Origin of the sequence: Actinomadura sediminis, from assembly GCF_042675525.1 — a bacterium.
GTDB classification, from domain to species: domain Bacteria; phylum Actinomycetota; class Actinomycetes; order Streptosporangiales; family Streptosporangiaceae; genus Spirillospora; species Spirillospora sediminis.
This window is the reverse complement of sequence record NZ_JBHTJA010000067.1, coordinates 1-17,772: the sequence shown is the minus strand read 5'-3', so window position 1 is coordinate 17,772 and position 17,772 is coordinate 1. Positions and strand designations below refer to the sequence as shown.

The following is a 17,772-nucleotide window of genomic DNA, read 5'->3' as shown; positions in this document are numbered from 1 at the left end:
CGCGAGAAGCGGGGGCGTCCTGAATGGCGGCAACTCCCGGTTCTATGGCCCTTGACACAATCCGTTCACGCCCAGATTCTTGGGAGCGCTCCCACTACTCCCGTTCCGGCCCGCCCCCAGGGGGCCGGGAGACCCCCGAAGGGAGTGCCAGCGTGACGATCACTCGCTCGCACGGAGACCCCGCCCTCCCAGCCCCCGACCCTCCGGAACCCTCCCCTGGGAGACCCGCCGCCACCGGAGCGGCCGCGACGGTCACGCTCGCCGACGTCGCCCGGCTCGCCGGGGTCTCGCCCGCCACCGCGTCCCGCGTGCTCAACGGGTCCGCCCGGGTCAGCCCCGGCGCCCGGAGCCGGGTCGAGGACGCCGTCGAGCGCCTCGGCTACGTCCGCCGCCGGGGGGCGGGCGGGCACCGGGGCACGTCCGGGACGATCGCCGTCGTCCTCTGCGAGGACAGCCGCAGGGTCTTCGGCGACCCCTTCTACGCCCGCCTGCTGTGGGGACTGCGGCGCGAGCTGGACGGCCGTGCGCCGCTTGTCGTGCTGATGGCCGGCCGGTCGCAGGAATGGCGGGCCACGGCCGGGTACCTGCGCGGCGGGCACGCCGCCGGGGTCCTGCTGGTCGGCGCGCGCCGCGACCAGGTGGGGCCGCTCGTGGGCGCCGCCGCGGGCGCCCCCGTGGTCCTCGCGGGACGGCCGCTGGACGAGCGGGCGCTGCCCTACGTCGACGTCGACAACCGCGGGGGAGCGCGCGCCGCCGTCCGGCACCTGCTGGCGTCCGGGCGCCGCCGCATCGGCACCATCGCGGGCCCCGCCGACCTCGGCGCGGGCGTCGACCGGCTGGCCGGGTACCGCAGCGCGGCGCGGGAGGCCGGGATGGGCGTCACCGGGCTGGTCTGCCAGGGCGACTTCGGCCGGTTGTCCGGGGAACGGGCGATGCGGCTGCTGCTGGAGCGCCGCCCCGACCTCGACGCCGTGCTGGCCGCGTCCGACCTGATGGCCGCCGGGGCGCTGGACGCGCTGCGCCGGGCGGGCCGCCGCGTCCCCGACGACGTCGCGGTCGTCGGATTCGACGACGCGCCCGTGGCGCGGCAGGTGCAGCCGCGGCTGACCACCGTCCGGCAGCCGGCCGAGGACCTCGGCGCCCGGCTGGCCCGCGAGCTGCGCGCCTGCGCCGGGGGCCGCCCGGCGGCCGACCGGGGCGTGGTGCTGCGCACGAAGCTGATCATCCGCGAGTCGGGCTGACCGGCCCTCGAGTCCCCCCGCCCGGCGAGGGCCCGGATCCCGGGCGGGGGCCCGCACCCGACCGCCCCCGCCGGAAGGCCGGCGGGGCGCGGGGAGCCCGGCGGCAACGCGGCGATCGGGGCCCGGGCGCGCCACGTTCCGTGAGAGGATCGTTCTCCGGAGCGAGCGGAGACGGCATGAGCGACGAGAGGCGGCCCCCCGCGGGTGTCGACCTGACGACCCCGAACACGGCGCGGATCTACGACTATCTCCTCGGCGGCAAGGACAACTACGCCGCCGACCGCAGGGTCGCCGAGGAACTGCTGGCGGTGATCCCGGAGGCGCGCACGGCCGCCCGGGAGAACCACGCGTTCATCGGCCGCGCCGTCCGCTTCCTCGCCGCCCTGGGCGTCCGCCAGTTCATCGACATCGGCACCAAGCTCCCGGCGCGCGGCAACGTCCGCGAGGCCGTCGCCGAGGTCGCCCCGGACGCCGCCGTCGTGTTCGCCGACGGCGACCCCGTCGTCCTGGCGCACGCGCGCGCCCTGCTGGCGGGCCGCGGCGGCACCGGCACCGGCCGGACGGCGGTCGTCCGCTGCGACCCGCGCCGGCCCGCGGCAGTCTTCGACGACCCCGAGGTGCGCGCCTGCATCGACGTCGACCGCCCGGTCGCGTGCATCCTGGACCGCGTCCTGCACTTCATCGGCGACGACGCCGAGGCCGCCGAGGTGGTGCGCGGCGTGCACGACGCCCTCCCGCCCGGCGGTCACCTGGTGTTCACGCACATCACCCAGGACCCCGAGCCGCAGTCGGGGGGCGACGTCGGCGCGGTGTTCAAGCCGACCGACCGCCACTTCTGGGGACGGTCCCGCGCCCGCATCCTCGACATCGTCGGCCGCTTCGACCTCCTCGACCCGGGCCTCACCTACACGCCGCAGTGGCGTCCCGACCCGGGGACCGGCACGTTCGTGAACCCGGAGCGGACGTTCACCCTGGCGGGCGTCGGCCGCCGCCGCTGACGGCCCGGGGCGCCCCGGCAGCGATGGCGCCGCCGCCGGTCGCCGTCAGCGGCATCCGGCCGCCGGCACCGCGGGACCGATCATCGTCCCGCCCGCGTGATCGTCCGAGCGTGATCGTCGCACGCGGCCGGCGACGGTTCGGTGATCTGCGGATCAGGCCGTTCCGAAGGCCGCAGGTGGGACAGCGCCGCGCCCGCGGAGGCGGCCGAGACGCACGCGACGGCGAGCCAGCCCGTCCACCCGAGGTGCTCGCCCAGCAGGGCGAGCCCGGCCAGCGCGGCGGCCGCGGGTTCCAGGCTGACCATCACGGCGGCCACCCGCTCCGGCATGCGGCGCAGCGCGGCCTGGTCCAGCGACCACGGGACGACCGCCGACAGCAGCGCGACGCCCAGCCCGGCGGCGAGCACGCCCGGGTGCAGCACGGCGCCCTCCGCGAGCGGGGCCAGCGGCAGGACGAGCAGCGCCGCGACCGCGACGCCCCAGGCCAGGGGCGCGCCGGTGAGCGCGCCCGCGCGCCGGTTCAGGACGAGGTACGCCGCCATGCAGGCGCCCGACCCGAGCGCGAACGCCGCCCCGGACGCCGAGACCGGATCGCCGAACGGACGGTAGATCAGCAGCACGCCCGTCCCGGCGAGGGCCGCCCACAGCAGGTCGAGGGGGCGCCGGGCCCGGGCGAGCGCGAGCGTCAGCGGCCCGAGGAACTGCAGCGTGGACGCGACTCCGACCGGCAGCCGCTCCAGCGCCGGATAGATGAGGTGCATGCCCGCTATGGCGACGCCGAGCGCCGCGACCGTGCCGAGCGCCGCGCGGTCCGGCAGCCGGGGGCGGCGCAGGAGGAGCAGGACGAGCGCCGCGAAGCCCAGCCGCAGGACGATCACGCCCGCCGTCCCCGCGACCGCGAACATCGCCTTGCCGCACGCCATCCCCGCCTGGACGGTCACGACGCTGCCCAGCAGGAGGACCGGGCCCGGTATATCGGGTTTGGTCACCATGTGGCCAGTTTGGGGACGGCGCACCGTGCGGGTCCATCGAATGTTTCCGCACAGAATCGTGTTGAATGGCCGCATGATCGATCGCCGCCTCGAGACGCTGCGCGTCCTGCGGGAGCGCGGCACGGTGACGGCCACGGCGGAGGCGCTGCACCTCACGCCCTCGACGGTGTCGCAGCAGCTCCGGCAGCTCGCCCGCGACCTCGGCGTCGAGCTGCTGGAGGCGCAGGGCCGCCGGGTGCGGCTCACCGCGGCGGCGCACACCGTGCTGCGGCACGCCGACGCGCTGGCCGCGCAGTGGGAGCGGGCCCGAGCCGATCTCGCCGCCCACCGGACGGGCGCCGCCGGGCAGGTGCGGTTCTGCAGCGTGTCGAGCGCCCTCGCCGCGCTGGTCGCGCCCGCCGCCGCGCGGCTGCGGGAGGAGCATCCCGGCCTCGAGGTGCGGATGAGCGAGAAGGAGAGCGAGGACGCGGCGCACCTGCTGCTGTCGCACCGCTACGACATCGCGGTGGTGATCCCGAGCGTGGGCACCCCGGCGCCCGGCGACGCGCGGTTCGCGGTCCGCACCCTGCTCGACGAGCCGCAGGACCTGCTCGTCCCGGCCGGTCATCCGCTGGCCGCGCGCGGGACGGTCCGGCTGGACGAGGCGGCGGGGGAGCCGTGGATCGGCTCGCCGGAGCGCACCGACCAGCACCGGCTGATGCTCGCGTCCTGCGCGTCCGCCGGGTTCGCGCCCCGGATCGTCCACGAGGCCAACGAGTGGTTCGCGGTGTCGGCGCTGGTGGCGCGCGGGTTCGGGGTCGGGCTGGCGCCGCGGCTGGCGCCGCTCCCGCCGGACGACGGGGTGGTGCGGGTGCCGCTGCGGGGCGAGGGCGTCCCGTTCCGCCGCATCATCGCGTGCGTGCGGCGGGGCAGCGACCGGCAGCCGCCGATCGCGCACGGCCTGCGGGCGCTGCGCGCCGCGGCCCGGGACCGCTAGCTAGCCCGCGTCGGCCGTGTCGGGGGCGGCGGGCGGCGGCACCGGGATCGACTCGATGGCGGCGTCGGCGAGCCGCCGGGCGCCGGCCTCGTACCGGTCGCGGAGCTCCAGCAGGACCTGCTGGCCGCGGACGGCGGGCCAGTCGTCCGGCAGGTGCTCGACGGGCAGCCGGGGGTCGTCGCGGACGAGCTGGAGCCACTCGGTCGTCATCCAGAGGTAGCGGGCGAGGTCGTCCGGGGCGTCCGGCAGCGGGTCGGGGCGGTCCCAGCGGCCGAGGAACGCGCGGTAGCCGTCCGCGAGGGCGTCCAGGTCGAACGCCTCCCGCAGCATCGCCGGGACGTCGGTGGGTTCCTCGGCCGGGCCGGAGAACACCTTCAGACGCCCCTCCAGGCCGAGCTCGCCGACGATCGCGCCGACGTCCCGGCGCGACGGAGCGATCCACGTGCCGTTGCCCAGCGAGCCGAAGCCCGCCCAGGTCAGCCGGGCGCGCAGGTCGTGGCGGGCGCGCTGCCACGACTCGGGCATCGAGAACGCGAGCACGGTCCAGGTGCCGTCCCAGTCGGCGTTGAGGACGCCGCGCCGCCAGACGCGCTCCTCGCCGTCGTGCAGGATCGCGGCGGAGCGCGCGGTCAGCCCGAAGTGCATGCGGCGGCCGTCCCGGTGCCGGGCCAGCAGGCCGCGGCGGACCATCCGGGTCAGCGTGGAGCGGACGGCGTGCTCGCCGACGCCGAGGCGGGCGAACGTCTCGATGAAACTGCCCGAGAAGACCGCGATGTCGCGTCCGAGCACGTAGTTGCCGAGGTAGGTCAGCATCAGCGCCTGCGGCCGCAGCCGGGGCGAGGGGCCGCCGTCCGGTTCGGGCCCCGGCGCGCCCGTGCTCCCGCCGCCTTCGCGCTCGGCGCGCTCGGCGTGCCCGTCATCGGAGCCCATCACTCTTCGCTCACCCGTCCGGCTCCCTTCATGGCGCAAGCGTAACGGCGGTCCCGGACGTGCCGGCCGCCGAATCATTCATGTTCGGCAGATCCTTGACCGCTGTGAAATATACGCCTAATTTCGGGGCAGTCCCAGCCCGGGCGCCCGCCGCAGCGACCCCCACCTCGGGAGGCAGCAGTGCGCAAGACGATCCCCCTGCTCGCCGCGGCCGTCCTCGCCGCCGCCACCGCCTGCGGCGGTGCCGGCGAGGACGGCTCCGCCCTCAAGATCGGCTTCATCGAGTCCCTGACCGGCAACTACGCCACGCTCGGCGGCGAGGCGAAGAAGACGGTCGAGCTGGCCGTCGAGCAGATCAACGACGCCGGCGGCATCGACGGCGAGCGGGTCGAGCTCATCACCCTCGACGACCGGACGTCGCCCGACCAGGGCGTCCTGCACTTCAACAGGCTCCGCTCGCGGGACGTCACCGCGATCATCGGCTCCACGTACGCCAACGTCGCGCTCGCCGTCCAGCCGCTCGCCGAGCGGGAGAGGATCCCCTACATCTCGCTGGCGCCCGCCGACGAGCAGGTCGACCCGATCCGCGAGTACACGTTCGTGGTCCCGGCGCTGTCGTCCACCTACGCGCAGGCGATGCTCCGGTACTTCAAGGCCAACGGCGTCTCCAAGGTCGCCGTCGCCTACGACACCAAGAGCGCCTACGCGATGGCCGGATTCGAGGGGATGAAGGCGCACGCGGCCGGGCACGGCGTGCAGATCGTCCGGGAGGAGCCCTTCGAGGCGACCGCCGGCAGCTTCAGCCCGCTGTTCACCCACGTCCGCGACTCCGGCGCGCAGGCCCTCGCCGTGTGGGCGAGCGGGCCGCCCGGGGTGACGCTGGCCAAGCAGTTCCCCTCGTCCGGGCTGGACGTCCCGCTGTTCATGACCGGCTCGCAGGCCAGCAAGCTGTGGCTCGACCCCGTCGGCGAGGCCGCCGAGGGCGTCTACGTGCAGAGTGCCATCGGCGTCGTCGGCGAGCACCTGCCCGACGGGAAACTGAAGCGGTCGATCCAGGAGATGTCGGTCCCGTTCGAGCGGAAGCACGGCTACCCGCCGCCGCAGTTCGCGATGGACGGCTACGCCGCCGTCAAGCTCCTGGCCGCGGCCCTCGAGCAGGCGGGGGGCGGCGACCGCGAGAAGGTCCGGGACGCGCTCGAGGGGCTCGGCCTCGTCACCCCCAACGGCCGGTACGCCTACTCGCCGACCGACCACTCCGGGCTCGAACCGTCCGACATCTCCATGAACCGGGTGCAGGACGGGGCGCTCGTCCCGACCGAATGGTCGCGGGCGCGGCTCGCCGAGACCGCGAAGGCCCTCGGATGACCCCGCTGCTCACGATCGACGGCGCCGGGCGGGCGTTCGGCGGCGTGTACGCCGTCCGGGACGTGTCGATGACGGTCGCGGAGGGCGAGACCCGCGCCGTCATCGGCCCCAACGGCGCCGGGAAATCGACGCTGTTCAACCTGATCAGCGGCCATCTCGCCCCCGACCACGGAACGATCGCGTACGCGCCCGCCGGCGGCGGCCCCGGACCGTCCGGCGGCCGCCGCATCGACCGGATGCCCCCGCACGTCCGGGCCCGGCTCGGCATCGCCATCGTGTTCCAGGGCGCGCGGCTCTTCCGGGGCATGACCGCGCTGGAGAACGTGATGGTCGGCGCGCACGCCCGGACCCGGCACGGCATGCTCGCGGCGACCCTGCGGCTGCCCGTGCACCGCCGCGAGGAGGCCGCCATCCGGGCCGACGCCCTCGACGCGCTCCGCCGCGTCGGGCTGCGCGACTGGGCGGACCGCTCCGCCGACGTCCTCCCGCTCGGCCAGCAGCGGTCCCTGCAGGTGGCGCGCGCGCTCTGCGCACGTCCCCGGCTCCTCCTCCTGGACGAGCCCGCGTCGGGCCTGCGCGCCGCCGAGCGGGAGGCGCTCGCCCAGCTGGTCGAGGGGCTGCGCGCGGAGGGCATGACGATGATGCTGGTCGAGCACGACGTCGCGTTCGTCGCCCGTCTCGCCGACCGCGTCGGCGTCCTCGACCTCGGCCGCCTCATCGCCGAGGGCACCCCGGAGGAGGTCCGCGGCGACCCCGCCGTCGTCGCGGCCTACCTGGGGGAGGAGGCCGCGTGACGGCGCCGGTCATCGAGGTGTCCGGCCTGGTCGTCCGGTACGGGACGGCCACGGCCCTGGACGGCGTCGCGCTGACGGTCGGGGCCGGCGAGGCGGTCGCCCTCATCGGCCCGAACGGCGCCGGGAAGACGTCCCTCGTCGACGCGGTCACGGGCGTGCTGCGGCCCGCCGCCGGACGGGTCCGCGTGCGGGGCCGGGCGGCGCTGGTCCCGGAGGGGCGGCAGATGTTCGGCGGCCTGACCGTCGAGGACAACCTCGCCCTGGGCGCCTGGCGCCGCCGCCGCGCGCGCGGCGCCCGCGACACCGCCCGGGTGTACGAGGTGCTGCCGCGGCTCGCCGCGCTGCGGGACCGCCGCGCGGGCTCGCTGTCGGGCGGGGAGCAGCAGATGGTGGCGTTCGGGCGGGCGCTGATGGCCGACCCGGACGTGCTCGTGGTGGACGAGCTGTCGCTCGGGCTCGCCCCGCTCGTCACCGCGGACCTCGCCGAGCATCTGCGCGCGCTGAACACCGGACGGGGGCTCGCGATCCTGCTGATCGAGCAGAACGCCCGGCTCGCCCTCGACCTCTGCGCGCGCGGCTACGTGCTCGAGGCGGGCCGGGTCCGCGCCGCGGGCACGGCGGACGAACTCGCGGCGGGTAGCGCGGTCGCGGACGCCTACCTCGGCGCCGCGGCGTCCCCGCCTGGGAAGGAGGGGGCGTGAGCGCGTTCCTGCAGTACCTCGTCTCCGGGGTCGCCGTCGGCTGCGGGTTCGCGCTGCTGGCGAGCGGCCTGGTGGCGATCCACCGGGTGACGCGGGTGGTGAACTTCGCGCAGGGCATGTTCGCCGTCGTCGGCGGGATGACCGCCGGGTCGCTGCTGTCGTCCGGCCTGCCGCACGTCGCCGCGGAGGCCGCGGCCGTGCTCGTCGCCGGGGCGGTGGGTCTCGCCGTCGGGGTCGCCGCGACCGGCAGGCGGGGGACGTCCCCGCAGTCGGCCCTCATCGTCACCCTCGGCCTCGGCTTCCTGGCGTACGCGATCGAGATCATGATCTGGGGCGACAACCCGCGCTCCCATCCGGGCCTCGGCGGCTCCGTGGTGCTGTTCGGCGCCCACGTGCAGAAACAGTCGTTCCTCGTCATCGCCGTCGCGGCGGCGGTGTTCGCGCTGCTCGGGCTGTTCTTCGGCCGCACCTACACGGGCAAGGCGCTCACCGCGTGCGCGTCGAACCCGTACGCCGCCCGGGCCGTCGGCATCGACGTCGTCCGCATGGGGCTGCTCGCGTTCGCGCTCGGCGGCATGCTCGGCGGGCTCGGCGGCGTCCTGCTCACGCCGCTGCAGCCGATCTCCTACAACAGCGACGTCCTGCTCATCACCAACGGGTTCGCCGCGGCGATCCTCGGCGGGCTGGACCGGCCGGGCGTCGCGCTCGCCGGGGCGCTCTCCCTCGGCGTCGCCGAGTCGATGGTGGCCGGGTACGGCGGCGCGTCCTACCAGACCGTCGTGGCGCTGGTGCTGATGCTGACGATCATGACGGTGCGCGCGTCGCGGCGGACCGCGCTCCAGGAGGAGGCCGCCCGATGAGCGCGTCCGCCCGCGTCCGATCACCCGGGACGGCCGCCGCGGCCGCGGTCGCCGCCGTCGCGCTCGTCCTGCCGCTCGTCCTGCCGGGCCCGCAGGTGTCGGTGTACGTGCTGCTGCTGATCTCGGCGACCGTCGTCACCGGGCTGTCCATGCTGATGGGCTTCGCGGGGCAGGTGTCGCTCGGCCAGGCCGCCTTCACCATGATCGGCGCCTACACGGCCGCGCTCACCGCGATCCACGGCGTACCCACCTGGGCGGGGCTGCTGCTGGCGCCCGCCGCCGCTGGGGCGGCCGCCGCGCTCGTCGGCGTCCCGCTGCTGCGGCTGCGCGGCCACCAGCTCGCGTTCGCCACCCTCGCCGTCCAGCTGATCCTGCTCAGCGTCGTGGGCCGGCAGGAATGGGCGGGCGGCGACATCGGGCTGCAGGGCGTCCCGCGCCTCACCGTCGCCGGGTACGAGTTCGCCGACGACGTCGCCTACGCCTACCTCGCGCTCGGCGTGCTCGCGGCGACCGTGCTCGCGGCCCGCAACATCGTCCGGTCCCGGCCGGGCCGGGGGTTGCGCGCGCTCGCCACCAGCGAGGTCGCCGCCGCGTCCGCCGGGGTGCCGGTCGCGCTCTACAAGCAGGCCGTGTTCGCCCTGTCGGCGGCGTTCGCGGGCCTCGCCGGGGGCGTCTACGCGTACTACATCGGGTACGTCGCGCCCGGCTCGTTCCCCGTCCTGCTGTCGTTCGAGTACGTCGTGATGGCCGTCGTCGGCGGCGCCGGGACGATCCGGGGCGCGCTCGCCGGCGCCACCGCCGTCACGCTGCTGCTGCAGGTGCTGAACGACGTCGGCACGCGGGAGGGGATGCCCGCGTCCGCGCCGGCCGTCCTGTCCTACGCCGTCTACGGGCTGCTGCTCGTCCTCGTCGTGCTGTTCATGCCGAAGGGCCTCGTCCCCACGGTCGCCGGCCGGTTGCCGCGCCGGGCCCCGGCCGGGCGCGGCGCCGCCGAAGCGGAGCCGGAGGCCGAGCCCGCGCCCGTCAAATGACCGTCCGGACCCGCCTGGAGAGGTGCCCCCGTCATGCGCAACGAAGGACTCGGATCCTGGCCTGCACGCCGCGCCCGCAAGACGCCGGACGCCGCCGCGCTCGTCCACGGCGGCCGGACGATCACCTACGCGGGGCTGCTCGCCCGCGTGTCCGGCCTCGCGCACGGGCTGCGCGACCTCGGCGTCCGGCACGGCGACCGCGTCGGCTACCTCGGGCCGAACCATCCGGCGTTCCTCGAGACGCTGTTCGCCGCCGGGACGCTCGGCGCGGTGTTCGTCCCGCTGAACACCCGGCTCGCCGGCCCCGAGATCGCGCACCAGCTCGCCGACGCCGGGGTGTCGGTGCTCGTGCACGCCCCCTCGCACGCCGGGCTCGTGGACGGCGTCCGCGACCGCGCCCCCGTCCGCGAGCACGTGGCGCTGGACGGGCCGGGCCCGTGGGCGCACGGATACGAGGAGGTGCGGGCGCGCGGGGCAGAGGCGGGCGCCGCGCCGATCGACGTCCCGGTGTCCCTCGACGACCCGTGCATGATCATGTACACGTCCGGGACGACGGGTGCCGCGAAGGGCGCGACGCTCACCCACGGCAACGTCACCTGGAACGCGATCAACGTTCTCATCGACCACGATCTGACCGCGGGCGAGGTGGCGCTCGTGTCCGCGCCGCTGTTCCACACCGCCGGGCTCAACATGCTCGCGCTGCCCGTGCTGCTCAAGGGCGGCGCGTGCGTCCTCGTCCCCGCGTTCGACCCCGCCGCCACGCTCGACCTGGTCGCCGGGCACCGCGTCACGTTCATGTTCGGGGTGCCGACGATGTTCCAGCGGATCGCCCGCGAACCCGGCTGGGACGCCGCCGACCTGTCGTCCCTGCGTATCCTGACCTGCGGCGGCGCGCCCGTGCCGCCGTCGCTCATCGAGACCTACCAGAAGAGGGGTCTGACGTTCCTGCAGGGATACGGGATGACCGAGGCCGCGCCGGGCACGCTCTTCCTCGACGCCGCGCACGCGGAGTCGAAGGCCGGGTCCGCGGGCGTGCCGCACTTCTTCAGCGACGTCCGCGTCGTCGCCCCCGACATGACGGACGTCCCGCCGGGGGAGACCGGTGAGATCGTCGTGCGGGGGCCGCACGTGATGCGCGGCTACTGGGGCCGGCCCGACGCGACCGCCGCCGCCTTCACCGACGGCTGGTTCCGCAGCGGCGACGCCGCCCGCCTCGACGAGGACGGCTACGCCTACATCGTCGACCGCATCAAGGACGTCATCATCTCGGGCGGGGAGAACGTCTACCCGGCCGAGGTCGAGCACGCGATCCTCGCCGACCCGGACGTCCTGGAGTGCGCCGTCATCGGCGTGCCGGACGAGACGTGGGGCGAGGTGGGCCGCGCCGTGTTCGTCCCGCGCCCCGGCGCCCGGCTGACCGGGGACGCCGTGCTGGCCCGGCTCGACGGCCGGCTCGCCCGCTACAAGATCCCCCGCTCGGCGGTGGCGGCGTCCGAGTTGCCCCGCAACGCCTCCGGCAAGATCCTCAAGGGACGGCTGCGGGAGGAGTACGGCGAACCATGACGGAACGGGCGAGCGGACGGGGGCGGCCACCCGTCACGCGGCGGGTGCTGGACATCCTGGGGGCCTTCTCGGCGGAGCGGCCCGCGCTGTCCATCACCCAGATCGCGCGGCGCGCCGGACTGCCCCTGTCCACCGCCCACCGGCTGGTCGGCGAGCTGACCTGCTGGGGCGCACTGGAACGCGACGCCGACGGGCTGTACCGGATCGGGCTGCGGCTGTTCGAGGTCGCCGCGCTCGCCCCGCGCGGGCCGGCGCTGCGCGAGGCCGCGATGCCGTTCCTCGAGGACCTCTACGAGGCCACCCACGAGAACGTGCACCTCGCCGTCCTGGACGGGCTCGAAGTCGTCTACATCGAGCGGATCTCCGCCCGCGACGCCGTGCACGTCTTCTCCCGGGTCGGCGGGCGCTGGCCCGCGCACGCCACCGGCGTCGGCCTCGCGATGCTCGCGCACTCCGACCGCGACCTGCAGGAACGCGCGATCGCCGCGCCGCTGCGCCGGTTCACCGACCGGACGATCTCGTCCGGTCCGCAACTGCGCCGCGCCCTGGCCGAGGTCCGCCGCACCGGCGTCGCGATCAGCGACGGGCAGGTCGAGTCGTTCGCGCTCTCCGTCGGCGCGCCCGTCTTCGGACCGGACGACACGGTCGTGGCGGCCGTCGCGATCGTCGTCCCGAACACCGGCTGGGACGCCCGGTCGCTCGTCCCCGTCGTCCGCGCGAGCGCCCGCGGGATCTCCCGCGCGCTCGGCGCGCCCCGCGCCGTCCGGCCGCCGGAGACGGCGATGCACGGGGCCTGAGCGGGTTCTTCCGTCAAACGGAAGCCGCCTTGGCCCGCCGGGGGCGGCGACGAGAGGCTCGTCACACTCTGCCGTCCACCCCGCCGAGGAGCCTCCGATGGTCTTCGCCCGCAACCAGTGGTACGTCGCCGCCTACGGGGAGGAGGTCGGCGACGGCCTGCTCGCCCGGACGATCTGCGGCGAGCCCATCGTCATGTACCGGACGGGCGCCGGCGAGGCCGTCGCCCTCGCGGACCGGTGCGTGCACCGCCGCTTCCCGCTGTCGGAGAGCAACCGGGACGGCGACCGCATCGTCTGCGGCTACCACGGGTTCACCTACGACCCCGACGGCACGTGCGTGGCCGTGCCGGGCCAGGCCCGCGTCCCGCGCACCGCGCGCGTCCCCGCCTACCGGGTCGTCGAGCAGGACTCCCTGATCTGGGTGTGGATCGGCGACGGCGAGGGGGACGCCGCCGCGATCCCGCGGGCGCCGTGGCTGGAGTCGCCGGACTACACGACCGTCCGCGGCATGGAGCCGCTCGCCGCCCGCTACGAGCTGCTCGTCGACAACCTCCTCGACCTGTCCCACGAGACGTACCTGCACGCCGGGTACATCGGCACGCCCGAGGTCGCGCAGACGCCGATCACGACGGAGACCGACGAGGAGGCGGGCGTCGTCTACGTCAGCCGCCGCATGAAGGACGTCGAGTGCCCGCCGTTCTACTCCGAGTCGACCGGCATCGAGGGCCGCATCGACCGGTGGCAGGACATCGAGTTCCACCCGCCCGGCTTCTACCTCCTGCACAGCCGGATCGCGCCGACGGGCGTGGAGCCCGGTCCCGACGGCGACGACTCGAACGCCTTCCACGTCGAGGTCGGCTACGCGATCGTCCCGGAGACCGAGACGACCACGCACGACTTCTGGTGGGTCGCCCGCGACTTCGCGCTCGACGACGAGAACGTGTCGACGTTCCTGCGCGACAGCAACCGGACGGTCGTCCTGCAGGACGTCGTGGCGCTGAACAAGCTCGAGAAGGTCATCGCGAGCGAGCCGGAGGGCTACCAGGAGCTGTCGATCAACATCGACACCGGGGGCCTGGCCGCGCGCCGCATGCTGAAGAGGCTGACGGCCCGGTGAGGGCGGACGTCACGGGCGGCGCGGCGGGCGGCCTCCTCCGGGTCGAGTGGTCGCCGGGCTCGGACCGGCTGACCGGCGTCTGCCACTGCGGCGCCGAACACCGCGCCGACGACCCGGTGGAGATCTGGACCTGGCTCCTCGCCCATCCGGACCACGACGCGGCGACCGGCTGACCCACCCCACGGCGCCGCCTCCGGAAGGGGCGGCCGGGCGCGGCGCGGCACCGCGCCCGGCCGCTCTTCATGGGCGGCTTAGCTTAGGCTAACCTCAACTTGTGCTGTCCTCCGTGCGGAAACCCCCCACCGCGGAGCCGCCGCCGACGGCGGCCGCGCCGCGCCGCGCGGGCCGCTGGGGCGGCCTGCTCGTCCTCGTGGCGGCGCTGCTGCTGACGGTCGTCGCGAGCTTCGCCATCGGCGCCGAGTCGGTCCCGTTCCGCCGGGTCCTGCCGTCGGTGCTGTCCCCGGACGGGACGCAGCACTCGCTGATCGTCCACGAGCTGCGGCTGCCGCGCACGGTGCTCGGCATCGTGGTGGGGATCGCGCTCGGGCTCGCCGGGGCGGTGATGCAGGCGCTCACCCGAAACCCGCTCGCCGAGCCGGGGCTGCTCGGCGTCAACGGCGGCGCGGCCCTCGCGGTCGTGATCGTCATCGGCTTCTTCGACGTCGACGAGGTGCTCGTCTACGTGTGGGCGGCGTTCGCGGGCGCGGCCGGCGCGGCGGCGCTGGTGTACGCGATCGGGGCGCGGGGGCGGGGCGGGGCGTCCCCCGCCCGGCTGGTCCTCGCGGGGGCCGCCGTCAACGCGGTGTTCAGCGCGCTCACCGCGGGCCTGATGCTGCTCAGCCCGCAGAGCTTCAACGGCTTCCGGTTCTGGCAGGTCGGGTACCTCGCGGGGCGCGACCTCGGGATCTTCTGGCGGGTGCTGCCGTTCGTCGTCACGGGGGTCCTCCTGGCGTTGGCGCTGGCCCGCCCGCTGAACGCGCTCGGCCTCGGCGACGACGCGGGCCGGGCGCTCGGCGCGCGGCCGGGGCGGACGCGCGCGCTCGGCGCGCTCGCGATCGTCCTGCTGTGCGGGGCGGCGACGGCCGCGGCGGGCCCGATCACGTTCCTCGGCCTCGCGGTCCCGTTCATCGTGCGGGCCGTCGTCGGGCCCGACCTGCGGTGGGTGGTGCCGTTCTCGCTGCTGCTGGCGCCCGTCCTGCTGCTGTGGGCGGACATCGCGGGACGGGTCGTCGCGCCGGGCGAGCTGGAGACGGGCATCGTCACGGCGTTCGTGGGGGCGCCGCTGTTCATCGTGATGGTCCGGCGGGGAAGGACGCGCGAGCTGTGAGCGCCTCGACGAGAACGCCCGGCAAGGCGATGGCGGGCCGGGTCGTGCGGGCGGGCGCGGTGTCGGTGCGGTGGGACCCGCGCGTCGCCGTGGTCTGCGGGACGCTGGCGCTGCTCGCGGCGGGCGCGGCGGTGCTGGTCGTCGGGTCCGGGGACTTCCCCATCTCGCCGCCGGACGTGCTCGCGGCGCTCGTCGGGCAGGGCGACCGCGCGACCGAGTTCATCGTGCAGACGCTGCGGCTGCCGCGCGCGGTGACCGGACTGCTGGTCGGCGCGGCGCTCGGCCTGAGCGGCGCCGTCTTCCAGAGCATGTCGCGCAATCCGCTCGGCAGCCCCGACCTCATCGGGTTCACCCAGGGCGGCGCGTCCGGCGCGCTGCTGCAGATCCTCGTGTGGGGCGGCGGCGCGGTCGCCGTCACGGCCAGTTCGGCCGCCGGGGCGGTGCTGACCGCCCTGGCCGTCTACCTGGTCGCCTACCGGCGCGGCGGCGGGGTGGTCGGCGTCCGGCTGGTGCTGATCGGCGTCGCCGCCGCGGCGATGCTGCAGGCGCTCAACTCGTACCTGATCACGCGGGCCGAGCTGACGGAGGCCTACGAGGCCGCGTTCTGGCTGACCGGCAGCCTCAACGGGCGAGACTGGGACCAGGCGGTGCCGCTGGCGGTCGCGCTGGCCGTCCTCGTCCCGGCCGCGCTGCTGCTGTCGCGGAGCCTCGGAATGGGAGAGCTGGGCGACGACGCCGCGCTGGCCCTCGGCGTCCGGGTGCAGCGCACGCGGCTGGTGCTGGTGGTGGTCGGCGTGGGGCTCGTCGCGGCGGCGACCGCGGCCGCCGGGCCGGTCCCGTTCGTCGCGCTGGCCGCGCCGCAGCTCGCCCGGCGGCTGACCCGCCGTCCCGGGGCGCAGCTCCTCCCCGCCGCACTGACCGGCGCCGCGCTGCTGGCCTGCAGCGACCTCGTCTCCCTGCACCTGCCGGTGGCGGTCCCGGTGGGCGTCGTGACGGGCGTTCTGGGGGGCGTCTACCTGGCGTGGCTGCTGTCGACGTCGGGACGCCGCGGCCTGGGGTGACGGGACGTTGACGCCCACCCCCTTCTCAATTAGGTTAGCCTTACCTAATTCGGAGGGGAGTTCCGTGCTGACCCGGGAAGAGCTGCACACCCTGCTGGCGGACGTCCTCGGCGAACCCGCCGCGGCCGACGACAACCTCATCGAGCTGGGCATGGACTCGATCCGGCTCATGCAGCTGACCGGACGGCTGCGCCGCCGGGGCGTCGAGATCCGCTTCGCCGAGCTGGCCGAACGCCCCACCCTCGGGCAGTGGTGGGACCTGCTCGTCGAACGCGGCCAGGCCGAGGCGGAACCGGCCGCCGCCGGGCCCGCCGGGCCCGCCGAGCCCGCCGCGATCGACCCGGCGGAGATCGAGCCCGCCGACCCGTTCCCGCTCGGCCTCATGCAGCACGCGTACTGGATCGGCCGCGACTCCGGACAGGCGCTCGGCTCCGTCGCCGCGCACCTGTACGTCGAGCTGGACGGCCGCGCCGTCGACCCCGGCCGGTTCGAGGACGCGGTCCGGGCCCTCGCCCGCCGCCACCCGATGCTGCGCGTCGCCGTCCTCGACGACGGGACGCAGCGCATCCTGCCCGAGCGCCCCGGGCCCGCCGTCACCGTCCACGACCTCCGCGACGCCCCGGACGCCCGCGCCGAACTCGAACGCGTCCGCGCGGGAATGTCCGGGCAGCGGCTGCCCATCGAGGACGGCCGCGTGTTCGACGCCCGGCTCAGCCTCCTCCCGGACGGCACGGCCCGCGTGCACCTCGACGTCGACATGGTCGCCGCCGACGCGATGAGCTACCGCGTGATGCTCGCCGACCTCGCCGCGCTGTACGAGGGCGAGCCCCTCGCCCCGATCCGGTACGGCTACGCCCGCTACCTCGCCGACGACCCCCGCGCCGAGGCCCGCGAGCGCGACCGCGAATGGTGGGCCGGCCGGCTCGCCGACCTTCCCGGCCCGCCCGAACTGCCGGTCGTCCCCGAGCCCGGCGACCGCGTCGAGCGCAGGCACCACTGGCTGGCGCCGCCCGACAAGGAGCGGTTCCTCGCCCGCGCGCACGCCGCCGGCGTCACCCCCGCCATGGCGCTCGCCGCGGTGTTCGCCGAGGTCATCGGCGCGTGGTCGGCGACGCCGCGGTTCCTGCTGAACCTGCCGCTGTTCCACCGCGAGCCCGTCCACCCCGACGTGGACGCCGTGGTCGGCGACTTCACCGGCTCCATCATGCTCGAGGTCGACCTCACCGCCGACCTGACGTTCCTGGAGCGCGCCCGCGCCCTGCAGGCCACCCTGCACACGGCGGGCGCGCACAGCGACTACTCGGGCCTCGAAGTGCTGCGCGACCTGTCCCGCGCGCGGGGCGAGCAGGTGCTCGCGCCGGTCGTCTACACGAGCGCCCTCAACCTCGGCGAGCTGTTCGGCGACGCGGTCCGCGAGCGCTTCGGCGAACCCGCGTGGATCATCTCCCAGGGCCCGCAGGTGCTCCTGGACGCGCAGGTCACCGAGGTCTCCGGCGGCCTGCTGCTCAACTGGGACGTGCGCGTGCCCGCGTTCCCGGACGGCGTCGCGGAGGCGATGTTCGACGCCTACACGTCCGCGATCACCCGGCTGGGCGCGTCCGGCGCCGACTGGGACGCGCCGCTCGGCGTCGGCCCGGCGCCCGACCGGCTGCGGCTCCGGCACCGCCTCAACGCCACTTCGCCGCCGCCCCCGGCGACCCTGACCCGCGGCTTCTTCGACCACGCGCGCCGCGCCCCCGCCGCGCCCGCCCTGCACTGGGCCGACGACGGCACCCTCACGTACGGCGAACTCGCCGACCGCGCCCTGCGCACGGCGTCCGCGCTCGCCGCCGCGGGCGTCCGTCCCGGCGACCGCGTCTCGATCGAGCTGCCCAAGGGCCCCGACCAGGCCGCCGCCGCCCTCGGCGTCCTCGCGGCGGGCGCCGCGTACGTCCCGATCGGCCCCGACCAGCCCGCGGCCCGCCGCGCCAGGATCCGCGCGACCGCCCGCGTCGCCGCCGTGCTGACCGCGTCGGCCCG

17 protein-coding genes are annotated in these 17,772 nt (G+C 75.8%); 15 read left to right on the top strand and 2 right to left on the bottom strand.

Going from position 1 to position 17,772, the window contains the following annotated elements:
* Positions 1-152 precede the first annotated feature (152 nt).
* A complete protein-coding gene (locus ACFQ11_RS26220; RefSeq protein ID WP_378303217.1) occupies positions 153-1,241 on the top strand; it encodes a LacI family DNA-binding transcriptional regulator in 1,089 nt (362 codons plus the stop codon).
* Between the two features lie 176 nt (positions 1,242-1,417).
* Positions 1,418-2,239: an SAM-dependent methyltransferase gene (locus ACFQ11_RS26215; RefSeq protein WP_378303214.1), complete on the top strand. Its 822-nt coding sequence runs from the start codon at positions 1,418-1,420 to the stop codon at positions 2,237-2,239.
* 80 nt (positions 2,240-2,319) lie between these two features.
* On the opposite strand, the gene ACFQ11_RS26210 is transcribed toward ACFQ11_RS26215, so the two are convergent.
* Positions 2,320-3,231 (bottom strand): EamA family transporter, encoded by a 912-nt coding sequence (locus tag ACFQ11_RS26210; RefSeq protein ID WP_378303212.1) that lies wholly within the window; start codon positions 3,229-3,231, stop codon positions 2,320-2,322.
* A 73-nt stretch (positions 3,232-3,304) separates the two neighbouring features.
* Between ACFQ11_RS26210 and ACFQ11_RS26205 the strand changes: the two genes are divergently transcribed.
* A complete protein-coding gene (locus ACFQ11_RS26205; RefSeq protein WP_378303210.1) occupies positions 3,305-4,207 on the top strand; it encodes a LysR family transcriptional regulator in 903 nt (300 codons plus the stop codon).
* Here ACFQ11_RS26205 and ACFQ11_RS26200 read toward each other — a convergent pair whose 3' ends face one another.
* A complete protein-coding gene (locus ACFQ11_RS26200) occupies positions 4,208-5,137 on the bottom strand; it encodes a PaaX family transcriptional regulator (protein WP_378303208.1) in 930 nt (309 codons plus the stop codon).
* Positions 5,138-5,317: 180 nt separating this feature from the next.
* On the opposite strand from ACFQ11_RS26200, the gene ACFQ11_RS26195 reads away from it, so the two are divergent.
* The 12 genes from ACFQ11_RS26195 to ACFQ11_RS26140 all read left to right on the top strand — a co-directional run.
* The gene (locus ACFQ11_RS26195) at positions 5,318-6,502 is read left to right on the top strand and encodes an ABC transporter substrate-binding protein (RefSeq protein WP_378303206.1); all 1,185 of its coding nucleotides are present in this window, start codon (positions 5,318-5,320) and stop codon (positions 6,500-6,502) included.
* Complete coding sequence (locus ACFQ11_RS26190; protein ID WP_378303204.1) at positions 6,499-7,296, top strand: ABC transporter ATP-binding protein; 798 nt, start codon at positions 6,499-6,501, stop codon at positions 7,294-7,296. Before ACFQ11_RS26195 ends, ACFQ11_RS26190 begins: the two co-directional genes overlap by 4 nt.
* Positions 7,293-7,997 (top strand): ABC transporter ATP-binding protein, encoded by a 705-nt coding sequence (locus tag ACFQ11_RS26185; protein ID WP_378303202.1) that lies wholly within the window; start codon positions 7,293-7,295, stop codon positions 7,995-7,997. The genes ACFQ11_RS26190 and ACFQ11_RS26185 overlap by 4 nt, the downstream gene beginning before the upstream one ends.
* Positions 7,994-8,857: a branched-chain amino acid ABC transporter permease gene (locus ACFQ11_RS26180; protein ID WP_378303200.1), complete on the top strand. Its 864-nt coding sequence runs from the start codon at positions 7,994-7,996 to the stop codon at positions 8,855-8,857. The genes ACFQ11_RS26185 and ACFQ11_RS26180 overlap by 4 nt, the downstream gene beginning before the upstream one ends.
* On the top strand, positions 8,854-9,888 hold the full coding sequence (locus ACFQ11_RS26175; protein WP_378303197.1) for a branched-chain amino acid ABC transporter permease: 1,035 nt from the start codon (positions 8,854-8,856) through the stop codon (positions 9,886-9,888). The genes ACFQ11_RS26180 and ACFQ11_RS26175 overlap by 4 nt, the downstream gene beginning before the upstream one ends.
* Before the next feature lie 33 nt (positions 9,889-9,921).
* Positions 9,922-11,451 carry an acyl-CoA synthetase gene (locus ACFQ11_RS26170; protein WP_378303195.1) on the top strand — a complete coding sequence of 510 codons (1,530 nt, stop codon included), beginning with the start codon at positions 9,922-9,924 and terminating at the stop codon, positions 11,449-11,451.
* Positions 11,448-12,248 (top strand): IclR family transcriptional regulator, encoded by an 801-nt coding sequence (locus ACFQ11_RS26165; RefSeq protein WP_378303193.1) that lies wholly within the window; start codon positions 11,448-11,450, stop codon positions 12,246-12,248. Before ACFQ11_RS26170 ends, ACFQ11_RS26165 begins: the two co-directional genes overlap by 4 nt.
* Before the next feature lie 97 nt (positions 12,249-12,345).
* Positions 12,346-13,365: a Rieske 2Fe-2S domain-containing protein gene (locus ACFQ11_RS26160; RefSeq protein WP_378303191.1), complete on the top strand. Its 1,020-nt coding sequence runs from the start codon at positions 12,346-12,348 to the stop codon at positions 13,363-13,365.
* Positions 13,362-13,538 (top strand): hypothetical protein, encoded by a 177-nt coding sequence (locus tag ACFQ11_RS26155; protein WP_378303189.1) that lies wholly within the window; start codon positions 13,362-13,364, stop codon positions 13,536-13,538. The genes ACFQ11_RS26160 and ACFQ11_RS26155 overlap by 4 nt, the downstream gene beginning before the upstream one ends.
* Before the next feature lie 113 nt (positions 13,539-13,651).
* A complete protein-coding gene (locus ACFQ11_RS26150) occupies positions 13,652-14,692 on the top strand; it encodes a FecCD family ABC transporter permease (RefSeq protein WP_378303187.1) in 1,041 nt (346 codons plus the stop codon).
* Positions 14,689-15,753: a FecCD family ABC transporter permease gene (locus ACFQ11_RS26145; protein WP_378303185.1), complete on the top strand. Its 1,065-nt coding sequence runs from the start codon at positions 14,689-14,691 to the stop codon at positions 15,751-15,753. The genes ACFQ11_RS26150 and ACFQ11_RS26145 overlap by 4 nt, the downstream gene beginning before the upstream one ends.
* Before the next feature lie 64 nt (positions 15,754-15,817).
* A partial coding sequence (locus ACFQ11_RS26140) for a condensation domain-containing protein (RefSeq protein WP_378303182.1) occupies positions 15,818-17,772 on the top strand: 1,955 nt, incomplete at its 3' end.